The sequence below is a fragment of the Streptomyces sp. CNT372 genome (assembly GCF_000377145.1).
Genome location: NZ_KB897791.1, coordinates 133,480 through 149,222 on the forward strand (window position 1 = coordinate 133,480; position 15,743 = coordinate 149,222).

Here is a 15,743-nt window from a genome sequence, read left to right on the forward strand (position 1 = left end):
TCACCTCGCCCAGAAGGTGACGAGGGCTTCCACGGCTTGGGCCACATCATCCGGGCCCGCGTCGGCGGCCAGGACCGTGAGCTCTCGCGTCACGGGCCGACGGGGCGTGTGGACGAAGTAGTCGCGGGCGTGGCTGAGGAAGCCCGGCTCGTGGAGGAAGTACTCGGACTCGGCGGCGGTGTGGCCGGCGGTCTTGCGGCGTAGGTGGAGCGTCTCCGCCGGTACGTCGAGGTAGAGGGTGTGGTCGGGGCGCAGGAAGGAGAGCGTCTTGAGGCGGTCGCGGAGCTCGTGGTGGGCGCCGTACCCGAACAGGGCGTCCAGGGCGTACGCGTGGGCGAGGAGGGTGTCCACGGACCGGTCGAGGATGACGAACTGCCTGCCGCTCGCGGCGGCCTCGGCGACGCGGGTCGCCTCGATCTCCATGAACCTCTCGAAGGCGGCGAGTTGGGCAGCCGCCGAGTCGGTCCGGGCCGCAGGGATGTCGTCGCGGTGGGCGATGTGCCTGACGTAGCAGTCGGAGACGAACGCCCGCGAGCCGAGGGCGGTGTGGCGGAGGTGGCGTATCGCCGTGGACTTGCCTGCGTACGAGGGACCTTCCAGGGCGATGATCAGCACGTCGGCTCCTCCGTCCGGTAGAAGCGCTCGGCGTAGGGGCCGGGCCCGTCGACGAGGTCGGCCGCCGTGGTGAAGGCGTGCCGGATCGGCCGGTACATCTTCCGCGCTGGGTGCATCTGCGAGCTGTGCATGCGCAGGACGGTGACCTTGTCCAGGATGACGTCGGTGATGTCGACCAGCTCGGGCCGCATCGTCGCCCCGGTGCGCGTATGGAACAGGTGCTGGTCGCAGCCGGCGAGCGCGTACGTCGACCAGAAGGCCAGGTCCTCCCAGAACCAGGTGCAGCCGAGGCGGACGGCTGCCTCGTGGACGAGGAGGTGATCGGGGTGGCGGGTGACGGCGGCGGGCGCGAGGAGTTCGGCGCCGGGGTGGGCCGCGGCGACCCGACCGAGCTCCTCTGTGACCTGGTCAAGCACCTGCGGGTCGTAGGGACAGTACGGCGGCTCGGCGTCCTTGTGGCCGAGGAGGTGCCGGCGGGCGGCGAACGGCGCGAGCGCGGCGGCACCCTCCCGGTCACGCAGCTCGGACACGGTGTCGACGTCGGCGTACGTGGCCTCCAGGGCGGGGTGCACGCTCCGGGACCGGGCGAAGACGCTGACCACGGTCAGCGGTCGGGGGCGGGCAAGGAAGGTTCCCGAGGCCGACAGGGCGAAGTCGTCGTGATGGGGTTCGATGACGAGAACCGGGCGGCCGGCGGGGGTGCGCGCCTCGATGTAGTACGGGACGCGGGTGTGGGGCGCGGTCACCTCCAGGACGCGGCGGTCGTGGTTCCGGTGGCGGGCGGCGAGCTGCTGGATGTGCGTCTGGTGGGCGCGGTGGAGGTCGTCAGGGAAGGTGTAGATGCCCTGCCCATCCGGCACCGGCAGGTCGACCAGGAACTGGGGCTGCACAGGAGTCTCCTTCGTCATCGCACGGTCGTCTCGTACCAGTGGCGCCACATGCGAGGCGACCGGAGGCGCAGGCGGGCGGTCACGGGGTTCTGCCACCAGAGCATCCGCAGGCTCGACCACTGGTCGTAGCGGCGGGTCGACGGGCGCACGCGCAGCTCGTCGAGGATGGTCACGGGACGGTCGGTGGCCTGGCCGTGGGCGGTGAGGCGGGCGAAGAACTCCACGTCCTCGCTCATGAACAGGTCGTCCCGGTACCCACCGATGTGGTGGAAGGCGTCGGCGGTGCAGAACTGGTTGACGCCCTGGGCCCCGCCGCGCCGGGTGCGGTAGTGGTCCCAGTACGCGCACAGCAGGCGGGCGCCGAGCCGTTCCGGGGTGTAGAGCGGCGGGATGGCGCCGCCGACGGCCCCGGCGTCCATGGCGGCAGCAGCAGCGGTGACCGCCTCCAGGGGCAGAGCCACGTCCGCGTCGGTGAAGAAGAGCCGGCCGCTGCGGGCGGCTGCCGCTCCTGTGTTGCGGACCCGGCCGATGTTGCGGACGGACTCGGTGACGACGCGGACGCCGAAAGAGGCGGCCATGTCGGCGGTGGCGTCGGTGCTGGCGTTGTCGACGACGATCACCTCTCCCGTACGGCCGGTGCTCTCCTCCCAGCGGGTGAGTGAGGCGAGGACGGAGGGCAGGTAGCGGGGCAGGTAGGCGGCCTCGTTGAAGGCCGGGATCACTACCGACAGGGCGGGGGTGCTCATCAGCGCGTCCTTTCCGGGCGGCGCGTACGGAAGAGGTGCGGGGTCCTTCGACTGAGGTCGTCCAGGCGGCGGGCCCACAAGGCGCGGTCGTCGCCAGGGGAGGAATGCGCCCAGGAGCGCAGGGTGTGGAAGACGCCCCAGGAGCCCAACAGGTGGTCATCGAGGGCAAGGGGGTAGGCGTCGGTGACCGTACGGGCCCGGAGAGTCGAGAGGGCGTCGGCCATGACGAGGGTCTGGGCGACGTCGGATTCGCGGGGACCGGCCGCGGCGTCGGTGAAGTCGACCAGGTGGCGGATGGCTCGGGGGCCGGCGATCACGACGTTGTCGCCGTGCAGGTCGCCGTGGCACCACACGGGCGCCGTGTGGACGGCGTCGGCGATCGCGGCCAGCGCGGGCGCGATGCGGTCGAGGCTGCTGGGCGGGCAGCGGCGGCCCAGTGAGGTGACCTGCTCGTGGAGCGGTCGGCGCGGGACCCACGGCCGGACGGGTGCCCGGTGCAGGCGGCCGAGCAGGCCGGCCAGGTCTTTCAGAGCTCGCTCGTCGGAGATCCGGCCGGAGCGCATGGCGCTGCCGAGGGTGAGGGGGCCGAGGTCGGCGGTGACAAGGGCGGTCGCCTCGTGGCCTGGAACGTGGCCGTATCCGATGAGGGCCGGTACGGGGACGTGGTCGGCCACGGCCCGGATGGCAGCGCTCTCCGTGATCGCGTTGCGGCGTGCGGTCGCCGCGTACAGCTTGATCACGACACTGCGTCCGTCGGTCAGGCCCACCCTGTACACGACGGTGCGCGTACGTGCGGACAGTCGGCGGGCGGTGCGGGCCGGTACCCCGGTCAGGGCGAGGGCAGCGCGCGAGACAGCCGGCGGTACCCTCGCGCTCACCGCACACCCGCCGGTTCCACGCCGACGGCACCCAGACGCCGGACGTGACGCATGGCCCCTTCCAAGTGCCGCCGGTATTCGACGACTTCCTCCGTCGGGGCAGTCGGCCTGCCACGGCTTCTCAGGACCGACGAAGTGCACGAGGGCGGCGGTCGGATCGGGCTTCGGCGACCGCGTGACGACCCGGCGTACCCAGTTCCCGCGTTCCAGGAATCGGCCGACCTCGAACCGATTGAAACCACCGGCCACCGGGCGCACTCGGCCGGATCGCAGAAGCCACAGGTTCAGGGCGTCCTGGTCGTTGTGGAGGATGTGGCGCCGGGCGTGGATCAGGGCCTGCTCGACGCCTCGGCGGATGCGGGGCATGTGGTCGGTGTGGGTCCAAAGCACGCCCGCGTTGAAGTACGGACGTCCGCGCAGATGGGGCCAGCGGTCGGCGGCTCCTGGTAGCGCGGGGCACTCGCCGACGGCCGGGTTGAACTCGTCCTGCACGGCGCCGGTCTCGTCCGGCGTGAGGGAGCCGAGCGGCTCGCTCACATCTCCGCGTACGAGCACGTCGGCGTCCACGTAGATCAGGTAGGGACGGCGGACGAAGCTCGGCGTGAACTCGAACCTCAGATAGGTGGTGACGGTGATGTACGAGGCGTCTGCCATACGCGAGGAGCGCAGAGGGGCGCATCGACGGAGGTCGAAGGAGCCGAAGCCGGCCCGCTTGGCGAGGTCGGCGAGGAAGAGGGCCTGCGACGGGGCCAGGTCGAGCGTGAGCACCCGTACGGCAGCTTCACGGCGGGCCGCCGGGGTGAGACTGTCGGCCAGGCCGACGAGGGCGGCGACGCCGGGGACGAGGTACTGCTCGTCGATACAGAGACCGAACGCGTACACGGGGACTTCGCCTTTCGGACGTGGTGCACGGGCGTGACGGAGGGGTCGGCAGCGAGCGCGGTCGCTCACGGCCTGTCCCGGGCTTCGGAGCGGGCGAGGATTTCGAGGCCGTCGGGGTCGTCGGTCTCCCAGTGCGGGCCACCGCCGGTCGGCGGTCGCAGAACCCACACGGTGCCGCCGGCGCGGACGTCGGTGACGATCGCCCGCCGCTCCTCGCCGTCCCGCACAAGGTCGCCGACCCAGGCACGCTGGGCGCTCACGAGGCGCCCTCCTCGTGCGTGTCCGGCTGCGGGAACCAGCCGGAGGCCGCGTCCGCGATGTCGCGGCGACGACGGGCCTGGCCGGGGGTTCGACGGGCCGGGGTGCCGCTCGAGGCGTCCGCGAGGAACCCTCCCCGGTCGCGGAGGAGAACGCCGAGAGCCGCGAACTGGGCGGTGTCGGCGGCGACATGTGTCAGGCCGCTGACGACGACACCTCGGATCATTCCGGCGGACAGGGCGGCCGTGACGGCCTGCCAGCCCGGCCGCTCCATGAGCGGCAGCGCCGGGTCGGGATCGGACCAGGCGCCGGCCACGTGCCAGTGCCGGGCGTCGGCGTAGTAGCGGCCACGCTCCTCGCTCTCACCGAGGGCGGTGGAGGTGGTGACGCAGGAGTAGACGGCGACGGGTACGTGCCCGAGACCGCCGGGCGGGTTGGTCTGCATGCCCACAAGGCTGCTGGGCTGCGGAGTTGGGGCCCAGGCACGGCCCGTCGCAGTGGAGAGACTCCGTATCAGGTCCGACCGCCACGCCGCGTGGCAGCGGAAGCAGGGTCGCCCGAAGGTGTGCCACGCGCCGTAACAGTCGCGCTGGTGGCGTGCCCGTACCTACTACGGGCCGTGGTACTTCGGCTCGTAGGTCAACGCACTCCGAGGGGTACGCCAGCGGAGTTCGCCAGTCCTCGCAGTCGGCTGACGGACACCCCGGCGAGTCGACTGATGATGACGCCGGGAAGCATCTGGTGACGCACCCATCCTGGGGCCATCGCGCAGACGGCCTGGAGGGTGTCGGCTGCGGCCTCCCACCGTCGGCATTCGACCTGGGTGAGCGCTACGTCCAGGCCGTAGCGGGCCCGAGTGGCCAGGGGCACCGTGTCGTCCAGGCGAGCGGTGTCCATGAGCCGCAGCGCGCCAGCCGTATCACCGAGGGCCACGGCGATACTCATGGCCTGCGTTGCGGCGTACATCGGTCCGTACGGCTGGGCGTGCGCGCCACGGGCATGCTCGTCCCCGATTCGGGCGGCGACGGCGTGCGCCTGCGAGAGGTATTCGCGGGCGTTGTCCGAGCTCGCACCGCCTCGGGACGCGGCGACGGCGGCGTTCGTGACGAGCTGCCCGTACACACTCAGCCGGTCGGGGTCGTGCTCGCTCATCTTGGGCTCGATCCGGTCGGCTTGTGCTGCGGTCAGGAGGAAGCCCTGCTTGGTCCGGCCGTCGCGGAGGTTGACCCACGCGGTGGTGGCGGCAAGGTGCGCGTCACGGAGATCATCCCCGCCCTGCACGGCAATCTGGCGTCCGTACGTCAGCGCCGCATGGGCCAGATCTCGTGATCCGAGCACATTGGCGGCCATGCCCGCCGTCTGAAAGGTGTCGATCAAGACGCCGGCGGCGGCCTCCCGCTCATCGAGACCGGCCGCGTCGAACCTGGCCCGCGCCTCAGGCAGGAGCCGCCCAAGGAGAGTGCCGAGCTCGGTGTACCGGCCTCCCCAGTACGCGGCGTCCGCACGACGGACGACGGCGCGGAGCTTTTCGACGGTGCCCGGCTCGACATCGGCGGGGATGCCGATGGCCGCGTCATGGGTGGCTGCGGAGACCAGGCGTAACGCGGCCCGCTCGTCGCGGTCCATGGACCGCCGTGGCGCCTGCTGACCGAGGAGCACGGCGATGTCCGTACCAAGCGCGTCGGCAATCGACAGCAGGGACGGCAGGGATGCCGTTCCACCGCGTTCGAGCTTGCGGACCACGCCGACGGACACGCCGGCCGCCTCCGCCAACTGCTCCTGTGTCATGCCGCCGCGCAGCGCCTTCAAGCGCTCAGAGGTGGTGTACTCCGACCATTGCATGCTCCAGAACCTCCGCGTGATGGGCCCCACACGGACAGTACTGGCTGGAGCGGTAGAGCCGACAGCCTTTGATCAGAGCGCAGTTGGGTTCACGCGGCGAGCACCGCGGTGACACCGAGGAAGGTCTCCAACTCGGTCACGGCCTCATCCTCGTCCGTGACGTGGACCGTGGCGATGCCCAGATCGGCAGCCGGCGGAAGGTTCACCGCGTGATCGTCCACGAACACGCACCGCTCGGCGGGCAGTCCGATCCGCTCCAGGGCGAGTTCGTAGATCGCCGGATCGGGCTTCGCCATGCGGACCAGCTCGGAGATAACGTGCACGTCGAACAGGTCCCAGATACCGACGTGTTCGTACGGGTTGAACGGGTCGAGGCCGAAGCTGTTGGACAGCAGGGCAAGCCGGTGGCCGGCGGCACGCGCGGCACGTGCGAGCGCGACCATCCGACGGGCTGCGGGCACCCCGGCCCAAGCCCGCCCCATCAGGTTCACCGGATCCACGTGCGCACCCAACAGCGCGGCCGTGCCCTCGTTCCACTCGGCCTGCCCGATCTCCCCGATCTCCAGAGCCGCGTACAGACGCCGGCCCTCAGGGTGATCGTTGAGAGTGCTGCGCCACGCGCCCGGAGCCAGCCCTTCCGACACGCACCAGGCCCGGTGGACATCGATCGGGCTGGCAGTAAGCACCCCGGCGAAATCGAGGATCAGGCCGTGCCTGTCGGCGACATCAGTCCTGTGCGGCATCCGGTGATCGTTCCTTCCCTGATGGGTTCTCCCGACGACGCTATCGCGCATGGACCGCGCGGGCGGGCAAAGCCTCCTTCACCGATTCGCGCGGGCACCTGGCGCCCCAACCGAAGGAACGCACGGGTTGAGGGACGCTCGATGGCAGACACAGGCCGTTCTTCCGCGCCTTCGCGTCCCGCCCGCCTAGCCTCGGGCCTTCACGAGGTGGGCTGCTCAGGCTGCGTCGACTCCGGACCGATCACGACGATGGCCGGCAAGTCGATCCCGGGGTTCGAGCAGCTTGCCGAAGCATGGCCGAACAGAGCGCCGCTCGGCTGGGACACCTCGGACGCCCGCCCTGTTGCCGACGTGGTCGCCTTTCTGCTGAGTGACGCTGCCCGTGCCGTCACCGGACAGGTACTTCACGTCGACGGCGGCTTCTCGGCGGTCGGCGCCTGACAGCGCCGTATACGGCGCCCCCGCTCCGGCCCACGCCCCCGCGTCCGCGTGAGGCGGAATCCCCCGCCCCGCCCAAGATCAGTTAACGCGACGGAAAAACTTCCGCCCTAACGTTCAACCCCTGGTCGTGAGATGCCCGCGCCTCGGTCAACGCCGTGTCGAGCGGGGTTAGGGTCCAGACCCCCGGGGGCCGGACGACAGTGAGGTGGACGCGTGCAACTCTCCCCGCACGAGCAGGAGCGGCTGCTCATCCATGTGGCGGCCGATGTCGCCGAGAAGCGCCGAGCCCGTGGGGTGAAGCTCAACCACCCCGAGTCCGTCGCGCTGATCACCTCGCACATCCTCGAAGGCGCCCGGGACGGGCGGACCGTCGCCGAGCTGATGGCGTCCGGGCGGAAGGTGCTCACGCGGGACGACGTGATGGCCGGGATCCCCGAGATGATCCACGACGTCCAGGTCGAGGCCACCTTCCCGGACGGGACCAAGCTCGTGACCGTCCACGACCCGATCGTCTGAGGGGCGGGCGCATGATTCCCGGCGAGATCCTCTTCGGTGAGGGACGGGTCGTTCTCAACGAACGCACCGAGCCCGTCCGCGTCACCGTTGTCAACGCCGCCGACCGGCCCGTCCAGGTCGGCTCGCACTACCACTTCGCCGAGGCCAACCCCGGCCTCGACTTCGACCGGGCCGCCGCCCGGGGGATGCGGCTCGCCGTCCCCGCGGGCACGTCGGTCCGCTTCGAACCCGGCATCCCCGTGGACGTCGACCTCGTGCCGCTGCGCGGCCGGCGGGTCGTCGCCGGGCTGCGCGGCGAGACCGGAGGCCACCTCGATGACTGAGACGACCGGGGCGACCGGCGCGACCGGGCTGAGCCGCGCCGCCTACGCCGGCCTCTACGGGCCCACCACCGGCGACCGCATCCGCCTCGCCGACACCGACCTCCTGGTCGAGATCGAGGAGGACCGCAGCGGCGGACCCGGACGCGCCGGGGACGAGGCCGTGTTCGGTGGCGGCAAGGTGATCCGCGAGTCCATGGGCCAGTCGCGGACCACCCGCGCCGAGGGCGCCCCCGACACCGTGATCACCGGCGCGGTGGTCATCGACCATTGGGGCGTCGTCAAGGCCGACATCGGCATCCGTGACGGCCGGATCACCGCGCTGGGCAAGGCCGGCAACCCCGACACCATGGACGGCGTCCACCCGGACCTGGTCATCGGGCCGGAGACCGAGATCATCGCCGGCAACGGGAAGATCGTCACCGCGGGCGCCGTCGACGCCCATGTCCACTTCATCTCGCCCACCGTCGTCGAACAGGCCCTCGCGACCGGCGTCACCACCCTCGTCGGCGGCGGCACCGGCCCGGCCGAGGGCACCAAGGCGACCACCGTCACCCCGGGCTCCTGGCACATGGCCCGGATGTTCGAGGCGCTGGAGGCGTACCCCGTCAACATCGGGCTCCTCGGCAAGGGCAACACCATGTCCCGCGAGGCGATGCACGCCCAACTGCGCGGCGGCGCACTGGGGTTCAAGATCCACGAGGACTGGGGCGCGACGCCCGCCGTGATCGACGCCTGCCTCGGCGTCTGCGAGGACACCGGTGCCCAGCTCGCGATCCACACCGACACCCTCAACGAGGCGGGCTTCGTCGGCGACACCCTCGCCGCCATCGGCGGACGCACCGTCCACGCCTACCACACCGAGGGCGCGGGCGGCGGTCACGCACCGGACATCATCACCGTGGTCTCCGAGCCGTACGTCCTGCCCAGCTCCACCAACCCCACCCGGCCGCACACCGTCAACACCATCGAGGAACACCTCGACATGCTGATGGTCTGCCACCACCTCAACCCCTCCGTGCCCGAGGACCTCGCCTTCGCCGAGTCCCGGATCCGGCCCTCCACGATCGCCGCCGAGGACGTCCTGCACGACCTGGGAGCCATCTCGATCATCTCCTCCGACTCCCAGGCCATGGGGCGTGTCGGGGAGGTGGTCCTGCGCACCTGGCAGACCGCGCACGCGATGAAGCGGCGGCGCGGCGCCCTCCCCGGCGACGGGCGCGCCGACAACCACCGGGCCCGTCGCTATGTCGCCAAATACACCGTCAACCCTGCCGTCGCCCAGGGCCTGGACCACGAGATCGGCTCCGTGGAGCCCGGCAAACTCGCCGACCTCGTCCTGTGGGAGCCCGCGTTCTTCGGCGTGAAGCCCCAACTCGTCCTCAAGGGCGGCCAGATCGCCTACGCGCAGATGGGCGACGCCAACGCCTCCATCCCCACACCCCAACCGGTGCTGCCGCGACCGATGTTCGGCGCCCTGGGCAAGGCCGCCGCCCACGGCTCGTTCAACTTCGTCACCCGCAGCGCCATCGAGGACGACATGCCCGGACGGCTCGGCCTCGCCAAGGAGTTCGTCCCGATCCGCAGCACCCGCCGGGTCACCAAGGCCGACATGCGGGAGAACGACGCCCTGCCGCGCGTCGAGGTGGACGCGGACACCTTCACCGTCACCGTCGACGGGGAGGCGATCGAGCCCGCACCGGCCGCCGAACTGCCCATGGCCCAGCGGTACTTCCTCTTCTGATGGCTGCGAACCCCGACCCCCGGACCGCTCCCGTCCGCGCCGCGCTGCTGATTCTCGCCGACGGGCGGTTCCCCGCCGGGGGCCACGCCCACTCCGGCGGCGTCGAGGCGGCCGTGCAAGCGGGCCGGGTCCGGGACGCCGCCGAGCTGGCCGAGTTCTGCCGGGGCCGCCTGCACACCACCGGGCTCACCTCCGCCGCCCTCGCCGCCGCGGCCGCCCATGGACACGACCCGCGGCTCCTGGACGCGGCCGCCGACGCCCGCACCCCCTCACCCGCTCTGCGCGCCGCCGCCCGCAAGCTCGGCCGCCAGCTGATGCGCGCCGCGCGGTCGGCCTGGCCCGGACCGGAACTCGACGCCCTGGCGGCCGCGTTCCCGCGCGGGGCCCACCAGCCCGTCGTCCTCGGCACGGCGGCCCGCGCGGCCGGACTCGGGCCGCTCGACGCCGCGTTCTGCACCGTGTACGAGACGGTCAGCGGCCCGGCGACCGCCGCGGTGCGGCTGCTGAGCCTGGACCCGTTCCGGGCGACCGCCGTGCTGGCGCGGCTCGCACCCGAGATGGACGCGGTCGCGGAGCGGGCCGCCTCGGCGGCCGGGGGCGGGGTCGACGACCTGCCCGCCGCCTCGGCCCCGCTGCTGGACATCACCGCCGAACAGCACGCCGCCCGGCCGGTACGCCTCTTCGCCTCCTGACCCGCCGCGGGTCCGGCCCGTCACCACGCCCCCTCACCCCTGAAACGAGGACGAAATCATGCATCTCGGCCACGACCACGACGGCCCGCCCGCGGCCGGCGCCGACGCCCACCGCCCCGACGGCTCCCGGCGCGCCCTGCGCATCGGTCTCGGCGGACCCGTCGGTTCCGGCAAGACCGCCACCGTCGCCGCCCTCTGCGCCGCCCTGCGCGACACCCTCTCCCTCGCCGTCGTCACCAACGACATCTACACCCGCGAGGACGCCGAGTTCCTGCTCCGCAACGCCGTCCTCCCGCCCGAGCGGATCCAGGCCGTCGAGACCGGAGCCTGCCCCCACACCGCCATCCGCGACGACATCTCCGCCAACCTGGAGGCGGTGGAGGACCTGGAGGACGCGGTCGGCCCGCTCGACCTCGTCCTCGTCGAGTCCGGCGGCGACAACCTCACGGCCACCTTCTCCAAGGGCCTGGTCGACGCGCAGATCTTCGTGATCGACGTCGCGGGCGGCGACGACATCCCCCGCAAGGGCGGCCCCGGCGTCACCACCGCCGACCTGCTCATCGTCAACAAGACCGACCTCGCGCCGTACGTGGGCTCCGATCTCGGCCGGATGGCGCGGGACGCCAAGGAGCAGCGCGGCGAACTGCCCGTGCTCTTCACCTCCCTGCGCGAGGAGCCCGGCGTCGCCCCGGTCGCCGACTGGGTCCGGGCGCGGCTCGCCGCCTGGACCGCCGCCTGAACCGGCCGCCGCCGCGCCATGGGTGTCCACGCCACCGCCCGTATCGTCGCCGACCGCACCGGCCTGCCCGTCCTGACCGGTGAGGGCCCCCTCGCCCTGCGCCGCACCCGCTCCGACGGACCGGGCCTGCGGGTCACCGTCGTCGGCGCGATGAGCGCGCCCCTCGGCGGCGACCGGCTCGCGATCGAGGCCGAGGTGCGGGACGGGACCCGGCTCACCGTGGACTCCGCCGCGGCGACCCTCTCCCTCCCCGGCCGGGTGCCGGAACCGGCCCACTACGACGTGCGCCTCACCGTCGGCGGGGACGCCGAACTGCGCTGGCTGCCAGAGCAGTTGATCGCCGTCCGGGGCTGCGACCTGCGGATGCGCACCCGGGTCGACCTGGCCGCCGGGGCGCGCCTGGTGCTGCGCGAGGAGCAGATCCTCGGGCGGCACGGCGAGGAGCCCGGCACCCTCGCCACCCGGCTCACCGTGCACCGCGCCGGAAGCCCCCTGCTCGACGGGGAGTTGCGCTGCGGGCCCGGCGCCCCGGGCGGCTGGGACGGGCCCGCGGTCCTCGGTGGGCGCCGGGCCCTCGGTCAACTCCTCGTCGTCGACGAGAAGTTCGAGAAGGATCCGCCCGGCGCGCGGCAGCTCGGGCCCGCGGCGGTCCTGGCGCCGCTGGCCGGCCCGGGAGTGCTCGTCACCGCCGTCGCCGAGGACGCGCGGGCCCTGCGCGCGGTCCTGGACGAGGCGCTGGCGCACCTCTCACGACGCCCGGACTCCTGACCCCGGCCCGGAGCCAGGCGGGGACCGGCGCGGGGACCGGCGTGCACCGCCGGGAGGGGACCGGCGCGGGGACCGGTGTGCACCGCCGGGCGGGCGTGCCCCACCGGTAATCCCGACCCGTTCGTCGACGACGCGTCCGACGCGTCTGCTCCGCGGCGCAGCGGACCGCCGCGAGGCGACCCGCGGGCCGCCGCGAACCCCGAGCCTTAGCGGCGGGAGCCCGACGCAGGGGAGGGGCGACCGGTATCCGGCCGCCCCTCCGCTTGTCCGTGACCCGTGCTTCCGCCCGGGGCCGGGGGTCAGCGCCCGCCGCGCCCCGGGAAGCGGCGGGGCCTCTGCTGCCGCTCGCGCTCCTGCTCCTCGGCCTTGACCTCGGCCGCGTAACGGTCCACGTACTCCTGGCCGGAGAGGTCGAGGATCGCGTACATGATCTCGTCCGTGACCGCCCGGATGACCGCCTTCTCGTTCTCCATCCCCTCGTACCGGGAGAAGTCCAGCGGCTCACCGAAGCGGACCGTGACCCGCTTGATCTTCGGCAGCACCTGCCCGGGCGGCTGGATCTCGAAGGTGCCCACCATCGCGCACGGCACCACCGGCACGCCCGCCCTGAGCGCCATCACCGCCACCCCGACCTTGCCCTTGTAGAGGCGGCCGTCGTGGGAGCGGGTGCCCTCCGGGTAGATCCCGAGCAGCTCGTCCTTCGCGAGGACCCCGAGCCCCTCGCGGATCGCCGCCTGCCCGGCCTCCTTGCCCGAGCGGTCCACGGGGATCTGCCCCGCGCTGCGGAAGAACGCGGCAGTCAGCCGGCCCTTCACGCCGGGGCCGGTGAAGTACTCCGCCTTGGCGAGGAAGGTGATGCGCCGCTTGAGGATCGCCGGCATCAGGAAGTGGTCGGAGAACGACAGGTGGTTGCCCGCGACGATCGCCGCGCCCTCCGCCGGGACGTGCTCCAGCCCCTCGGTCCTGGGGCGGAACAACAGCCGGAGCAGCGGCCCCAGGAGCACGTACTTGAGCACGTAGTAGAACAAGGGACCTCTCTCCGCCTCTGTGTCGGCGCCCGTTCGTCCCCTGCTCGCCGGGTCGGTCGGGGGCGCCGTCCGTCGGTGATCGATCGTAGCCGGACCGGGCGCGCCTGAGGACGGTCGTGCGAGGGGTTCGGCCACGGGCGGGGGCCCGGAACGACCGAAACACCAGGGATCCGCGGACCGTGTCTCGCGGGCGCCCTCGCCGGGCCCGTTCCCCTGCGGTCCGTGGGGCGGCCGTACCGGCCAGGAGTCGTACCGGCGACGATGTGCCCGGAGTGTGTCCCGGCAATCACCGAATCCGCACGTTTCCGGGGGATGAGCCCGCCGCGGGCGGTAAACCGACAGGGACGGACGCGCCTGCCGTGACCGGGCGCGCGCGACGGACCGAGGGGCAAGGGGACCCATGGCAGACGACTCGCACACAGCAAAAGGCGCACAGCGCGCGGCCGACTGGCAGACCCACGTCCAGCAGATCCACCCCGCCGGGAGCGCCCCGGTCGAGGCGATCTTCCGCTACACGGCGGACGATCCCTTCGCGGCACGCGTCGAGTTCCGGCGCCCCGGCCTCCCGCCGGTCAGCTGGTTCATGGCGCGGGACCTGCTGCTCCGGGGCGTGCGGGTGCTGAGCGGCACCGGCGAGGTACGGCTGCGGCCCGTGCCCGGACCCGGCCGGGACGGCGTCGTCCATCTGCGCCTGGGGACGCCCCGTGCGCACGCCCTGTTCGTCGTGGACCGGGCCGGCCTCTCCCGCTGGCTCGACCGCACCCTCGCCCTCGTCCCGCGCGGGGCCGAGTCCTCGTACGTCGACTGGGACGCGGTCACCGGACGGCTGCTGCCCGCCACCGAGGAGGGCTGACGCCCGGCGGGGGGGTGGGCGGTGGAGGGGCTGCCGAGGCGGCTGCCTAGGATGCCCCCATGAGACGGCAGAGCGCGCGGCGGACCCGGAGTTCCCGGGCACCGGCGCGTGTGCTGCTCGTCCTGGCGGTGCTCGCGGGCGTCCTCGCCATGCACGGACTCGCCTCCGGCTCCCTGGTCTTCGCCGCGCCGCACGCCCTTTCCGGCAGCGCGTCCGCGACACCGTCCGGCGGCCCGGAGCACGCACCGCGCCCGCACCAGGACCCGGCCTCCGCACACGTGTCACCCGGCGCCGGTCACGCCGAACCCGTCGCGGTGGGCGGCGACGCACACCACGACCGTGCCACCACGCCGGACGCCCACGGCGCCGGGTCGGGCGGGCACGTGGACCACGCCGACCAGACCTGCGCGGCGAGCGGCCTCGGCACCGCGCCCGCGCTCCCGGCCCCCCTGCTCGTCGGGGCGGACGGCCGGGGAACGGCGGCCGAACCGCCGGCCGCCACCGGGGCGTGCGAGACCCGCGCCCCGCCCTCACTGAGCCGGCTTCAACTCCTGCGCATATAGGGCGCCCCGGCGCGCCCGGCCCTCCGGCCGGGCCGCCCCGCGAGGCATGCCCCCATCCGTGCGCACCACAGGAGCAGCATCACCATGACCACACCCCGTTCGACGATCCGCCGTGCCTCCGCCCGGGCGGCGGCCGCCACGGCCTGCGCCCTGGTCCTCGCCGCCTGCGGCGGCGGCCAGGCCACACCGGCCGGACCCAACGGCCACGACGCCCCCGCCGTCACCTCCTCGGCGCCCGCGTCCGCCTCCCCGTCCGCGGCGGCGGGCCGGCACAACGCCGCCGATGCCGCCTTCGCGCAGGGGATGATCCCGCACCACCGGCAGGCCGTCGTCATGGCGGACCTGGCCGGCACCCGGGCCGGTTCCCCCGAGGTCAGGGCCCTGGCCGTGGAGATCAGGAAGGCCCAGGGCCCGGAGATCGAGACCCTCACCGGCTGGCTGACCGCCTGGGGCGAGCAGGTCCCCGCTCAGGACGCGACGGGCCACACCGGCCACGGCGCTCCCGGCGCGCACGGAGCGTCCGGCATGTCCGGGATGATGACGCCCGAGGAGCTGGCCGGCCTGGAGAAGGCGAGGGGGAAGGCCTTCGACACCGCTTTCCTGGAGCTGATGGTCGAGCACCACAAGGGCGCCGTCGCGATGGCGCGGACCGAGCGTTCCGACGGTGTCCACGGGCCCGCGATCGCGATGGCCCGCGACATCATCGCCTCCCAGAGTGCCGAGATCATCCGCATGAACGCCCTGCTCGGCCGGGACTGAGCACCCCCGCACGGGCGGTGGAGCCCTCGGGTCCGCCCGTTCCACCGCCCGTGCGGAGAGGGCTGTTCGGGCAGTCGACGGCCCGTCAAACGTGGGCCCGGCGCGTCGTGCGGTCGGCCGGGTGAATATCCCGGAGACATCACTCAGGGAGCCCACTCGGTAACCCGGATGCCCGTCTCTCCGGTGGTGGGCGCGCGGGATCCGGCTGACGGTGATTCACGTCGCCACTGCGTCCGACGGTCCGGCACGGTGCCGGGTCACGCAGTCGCGGCGAAAGGAAAGGCTTCACCATGCGCTCTGCCCGCATTCTGCTCGCCTCGGCCGCTGTCACCGCGGCCCTCGGGATCTCCGCTCCCGCCGCCTACGCGCTCGCTCCCGCCGAGGACCACGGCAAGGAGAGCTCGTCCAGTGACAAGAAGTGGGAGAAGGACGACCACGAGAAGGGCGGCAAGTACAAGCCGCACGG

Annotated in this window: 19 protein-coding genes; 10 read left to right on the plus strand and 9 right to left on the minus strand. The window is 72.9% G+C overall.

All coding sequences use genetic code 11. The annotated features are described in order from the left end of the window. From C593_RS0126250 to C593_RS0126290, 8 genes are all read right to left on the minus strand, one after another. Positions 1-615, minus strand: coding sequence for an AAA family ATPase (locus tag C593_RS0126250; protein WP_018850307.1), 615 nt, complete (start codon positions 613-615; stop codon positions 1-3). Beyond that, complete coding sequence (locus C593_RS0126255) at positions 609-1,505, minus strand: PIG-L family deacetylase (protein WP_018850308.1); 897 nt, start codon at positions 1,503-1,505, stop codon at positions 609-611. Before C593_RS0126255 ends, C593_RS0126250 begins: the two co-directional genes overlap by 7 nt. Before the next feature lie 14 nt (positions 1,506-1,519). Beyond that, the gene (locus C593_RS0126260; protein ID WP_018850309.1) at positions 1,520-2,251 is read right to left on the minus strand and encodes a glycosyltransferase; all 732 of its coding nucleotides are present in this window, start codon (positions 2,249-2,251) and stop codon (positions 1,520-1,522) included. Beyond that, positions 2,251-4,011: a phosphotransferase gene (locus tag C593_RS33980; protein ID WP_018850310.1), complete on the minus strand. Its 1,761-nt coding sequence runs from the start codon at positions 4,009-4,011 to the stop codon at positions 2,251-2,253. Before C593_RS33980 ends, C593_RS0126260 begins: the two co-directional genes overlap by 1 nt. A gap of 65 nt (positions 4,012-4,076) precedes the next feature. After that, positions 4,077-4,271, minus strand: coding sequence for a hypothetical protein (locus C593_RS0126275; RefSeq protein ID WP_018850311.1), 195 nt, complete (start codon positions 4,269-4,271; stop codon positions 4,077-4,079). Then, the gene (locus C593_RS0126280; protein ID WP_018850312.1) at positions 4,268-4,714 is read right to left on the minus strand and encodes a hypothetical protein; all 447 of its coding nucleotides are present in this window, start codon (positions 4,712-4,714) and stop codon (positions 4,268-4,270) included. The genes C593_RS0126275 and C593_RS0126280 overlap by 4 nt, the downstream gene beginning before the upstream one ends. A 194-nt stretch (positions 4,715-4,908) precedes the next feature. Then, a complete protein-coding gene (locus tag C593_RS0126285) occupies positions 4,909-6,111 on the minus strand; it encodes a helix-turn-helix domain-containing protein (RefSeq protein ID WP_018850313.1) in 1,203 nt (400 codons plus the stop codon). Between the two features lie 89 nt (positions 6,112-6,200). Then, positions 6,201-6,854, minus strand: coding sequence for an HAD-IA family hydrolase (locus tag C593_RS0126290; protein ID WP_018850314.1), 654 nt, complete (start codon positions 6,852-6,854; stop codon positions 6,201-6,203). Between the two features lie 141 nt (positions 6,855-6,995). Here C593_RS0126290 and C593_RS0126295 point away from each other — a divergent pair, with 141 nt between their 5' ends. From C593_RS0126295 to C593_RS0126325, 7 genes are all read left to right on the plus strand, one after another. After that, positions 6,996-7,295: an SDR family oxidoreductase gene (locus C593_RS0126295; protein ID WP_486591189.1), complete on the plus strand. Its 300-nt coding sequence runs from the start codon at positions 6,996-6,998 to the stop codon at positions 7,293-7,295. 213 nt (positions 7,296-7,508) lie between these two features. Beyond that, complete coding sequence (locus C593_RS0126300; protein WP_018850316.1) at positions 7,509-7,811, plus strand: urease subunit gamma; 303 nt, start codon at positions 7,509-7,511, stop codon at positions 7,809-7,811. Positions 7,812-7,822: 11 nt separating this feature from the next. Next, positions 7,823-8,134 (plus strand): urease subunit beta, encoded by a 312-nt coding sequence (locus C593_RS0126305; protein WP_018850317.1) that lies wholly within the window; start codon positions 7,823-7,825, stop codon positions 8,132-8,134. After that, positions 8,127-9,875, plus strand: coding sequence for an urease subunit alpha (locus C593_RS0126310; RefSeq protein ID WP_018850318.1), 1,749 nt, complete (start codon positions 8,127-8,129; stop codon positions 9,873-9,875). Before C593_RS0126305 ends, C593_RS0126310 begins: the two co-directional genes overlap by 8 nt. Continuing rightward, positions 9,875-10,567, plus strand: coding sequence for an urease accessory UreF family protein (locus C593_RS0126315; RefSeq protein WP_018850319.1), 693 nt, complete (start codon positions 9,875-9,877; stop codon positions 10,565-10,567). The genes C593_RS0126310 and C593_RS0126315 overlap by 1 nt, the downstream gene beginning before the upstream one ends. Before the next feature lie 58 nt (positions 10,568-10,625). Further along, positions 10,626-11,306, plus strand: a complete 681-nt coding sequence (ureG, locus tag C593_RS0126320; RefSeq protein WP_018850320.1) for an urease accessory protein UreG — start codon at positions 10,626-10,628, stop codon at positions 11,304-11,306. Positions 11,307-11,324: 18 nt separating this feature from the next. Beyond that, positions 11,325-12,074 carry an urease accessory protein UreD gene (locus C593_RS0126325; protein WP_018850321.1) on the plus strand — a complete coding sequence of 250 codons (750 nt, stop codon included), beginning with the start codon at positions 11,325-11,327 and terminating at the stop codon, positions 12,072-12,074. 299 nt (positions 12,075-12,373) lie between these two features. Here C593_RS0126325 and C593_RS0126330 read toward each other — a convergent pair whose 3' ends face one another. After that, complete coding sequence (locus C593_RS0126330; protein ID WP_018850322.1) at positions 12,374-13,102, minus strand: lysophospholipid acyltransferase family protein; 729 nt, start codon at positions 13,100-13,102, stop codon at positions 12,374-12,376. A 400-nt stretch (positions 13,103-13,502) separates the two neighbouring features. Between C593_RS0126330 and C593_RS30555 the strand changes: the two genes are divergently transcribed. The 3 genes from C593_RS30555 (at position 13,503) to C593_RS0126345 (ending at position 15,277) form a co-directional block, all read left to right on the plus strand. After that, positions 13,503-13,955 carry an SsgA family sporulation/cell division regulator gene (locus tag C593_RS30555; protein WP_018850323.1) on the plus strand — a complete coding sequence of 151 codons (453 nt, stop codon included), beginning with the start codon at positions 13,503-13,505 and terminating at the stop codon, positions 13,953-13,955. Between the two features lie 59 nt (positions 13,956-14,014). Further along, positions 14,015-14,518: a DUF6153 family protein gene (locus C593_RS0126340; protein ID WP_026278094.1), complete on the plus strand. Its 504-nt coding sequence runs from the start codon at positions 14,015-14,017 to the stop codon at positions 14,516-14,518. A gap of 84 nt (positions 14,519-14,602) precedes the next feature. Continuing rightward, positions 14,603-15,277, plus strand: a complete 675-nt coding sequence (locus C593_RS0126345) for a DUF305 domain-containing protein (RefSeq protein WP_018850325.1) — start codon at positions 14,603-14,605, stop codon at positions 15,275-15,277. Positions 15,278-15,743 lie beyond the last annotated feature (466 nt).

Bases quoted from the DNA above. Each gene is read 5' to 3' on its own strand.
- C593_RS0126295 (WP_486591189.1), top strand. From the start codon at position 6,996: ATGGCAGACACAGGCCGTTCTTCCGCGCCTTCGCGTCCCGCCCGCCTA.
- C593_RS0126285 (WP_018850313.1), bottom strand. From the start codon at position 6,111: ATGCAATGGTCGGAGTACACCACCTCTGAGCGCTTGAAGGCGCTGCGC.
- C593_RS0126305 (WP_018850317.1), top strand. From the start codon at position 7,823: ATGATTCCCGGCGAGATCCTCTTCGGTGAGGGACGGGTCGTTCTCAAC.
- C593_RS0126345 (WP_018850325.1), top strand. From the start codon at position 14,603: ATGACCACACCCCGTTCGACGATCCGCCGTGCCTCCGCCCGGGCGGCG.
- C593_RS30555 (WP_018850323.1), top strand. From the start codon at position 13,503: ATGGCAGACGACTCGCACACAGCAAAAGGCGCACAGCGCGCGGCCGAC.
- C593_RS0126315 (WP_018850319.1), top strand. From the start codon at position 9,875: ATGGCTGCGAACCCCGACCCCCGGACCGCTCCCGTCCGCGCCGCGCTG.
- C593_RS0126280 (WP_018850312.1), bottom strand. From the start codon at position 4,714: ATGCAGACCAACCCGCCCGGCGGTCTCGGGCACGTACCCGTCGCCGTC.
- C593_RS0126340 (WP_026278094.1), top strand. From the start codon at position 14,015: ATGAGACGGCAGAGCGCGCGGCGGACCCGGAGTTCCCGGGCACCGGCG.
- ureG (WP_018850320.1), top strand. From the start codon at position 10,626: ATGCATCTCGGCCACGACCACGACGGCCCGCCCGCGGCCGGCGCCGAC.
- C593_RS0126260 (WP_018850309.1), bottom strand. From the start codon at position 2,251: ATGAGCACCCCCGCCCTGTCGGTAGTGATCCCGGCCTTCAACGAGGCC.
- C593_RS0126310 (WP_018850318.1), top strand. From the start codon at position 8,127: ATGACTGAGACGACCGGGGCGACCGGCGCGACCGGGCTGAGCCGCGCC.
- C593_RS0126290 (WP_018850314.1), bottom strand. From the start codon at position 6,854: ATGCCGCACAGGACTGATGTCGCCGACAGGCACGGCCTGATCCTCGAT.
- C593_RS0126325 (WP_018850321.1), top strand. From the start codon at position 11,325: ATGGGTGTCCACGCCACCGCCCGTATCGTCGCCGACCGCACCGGCCTG.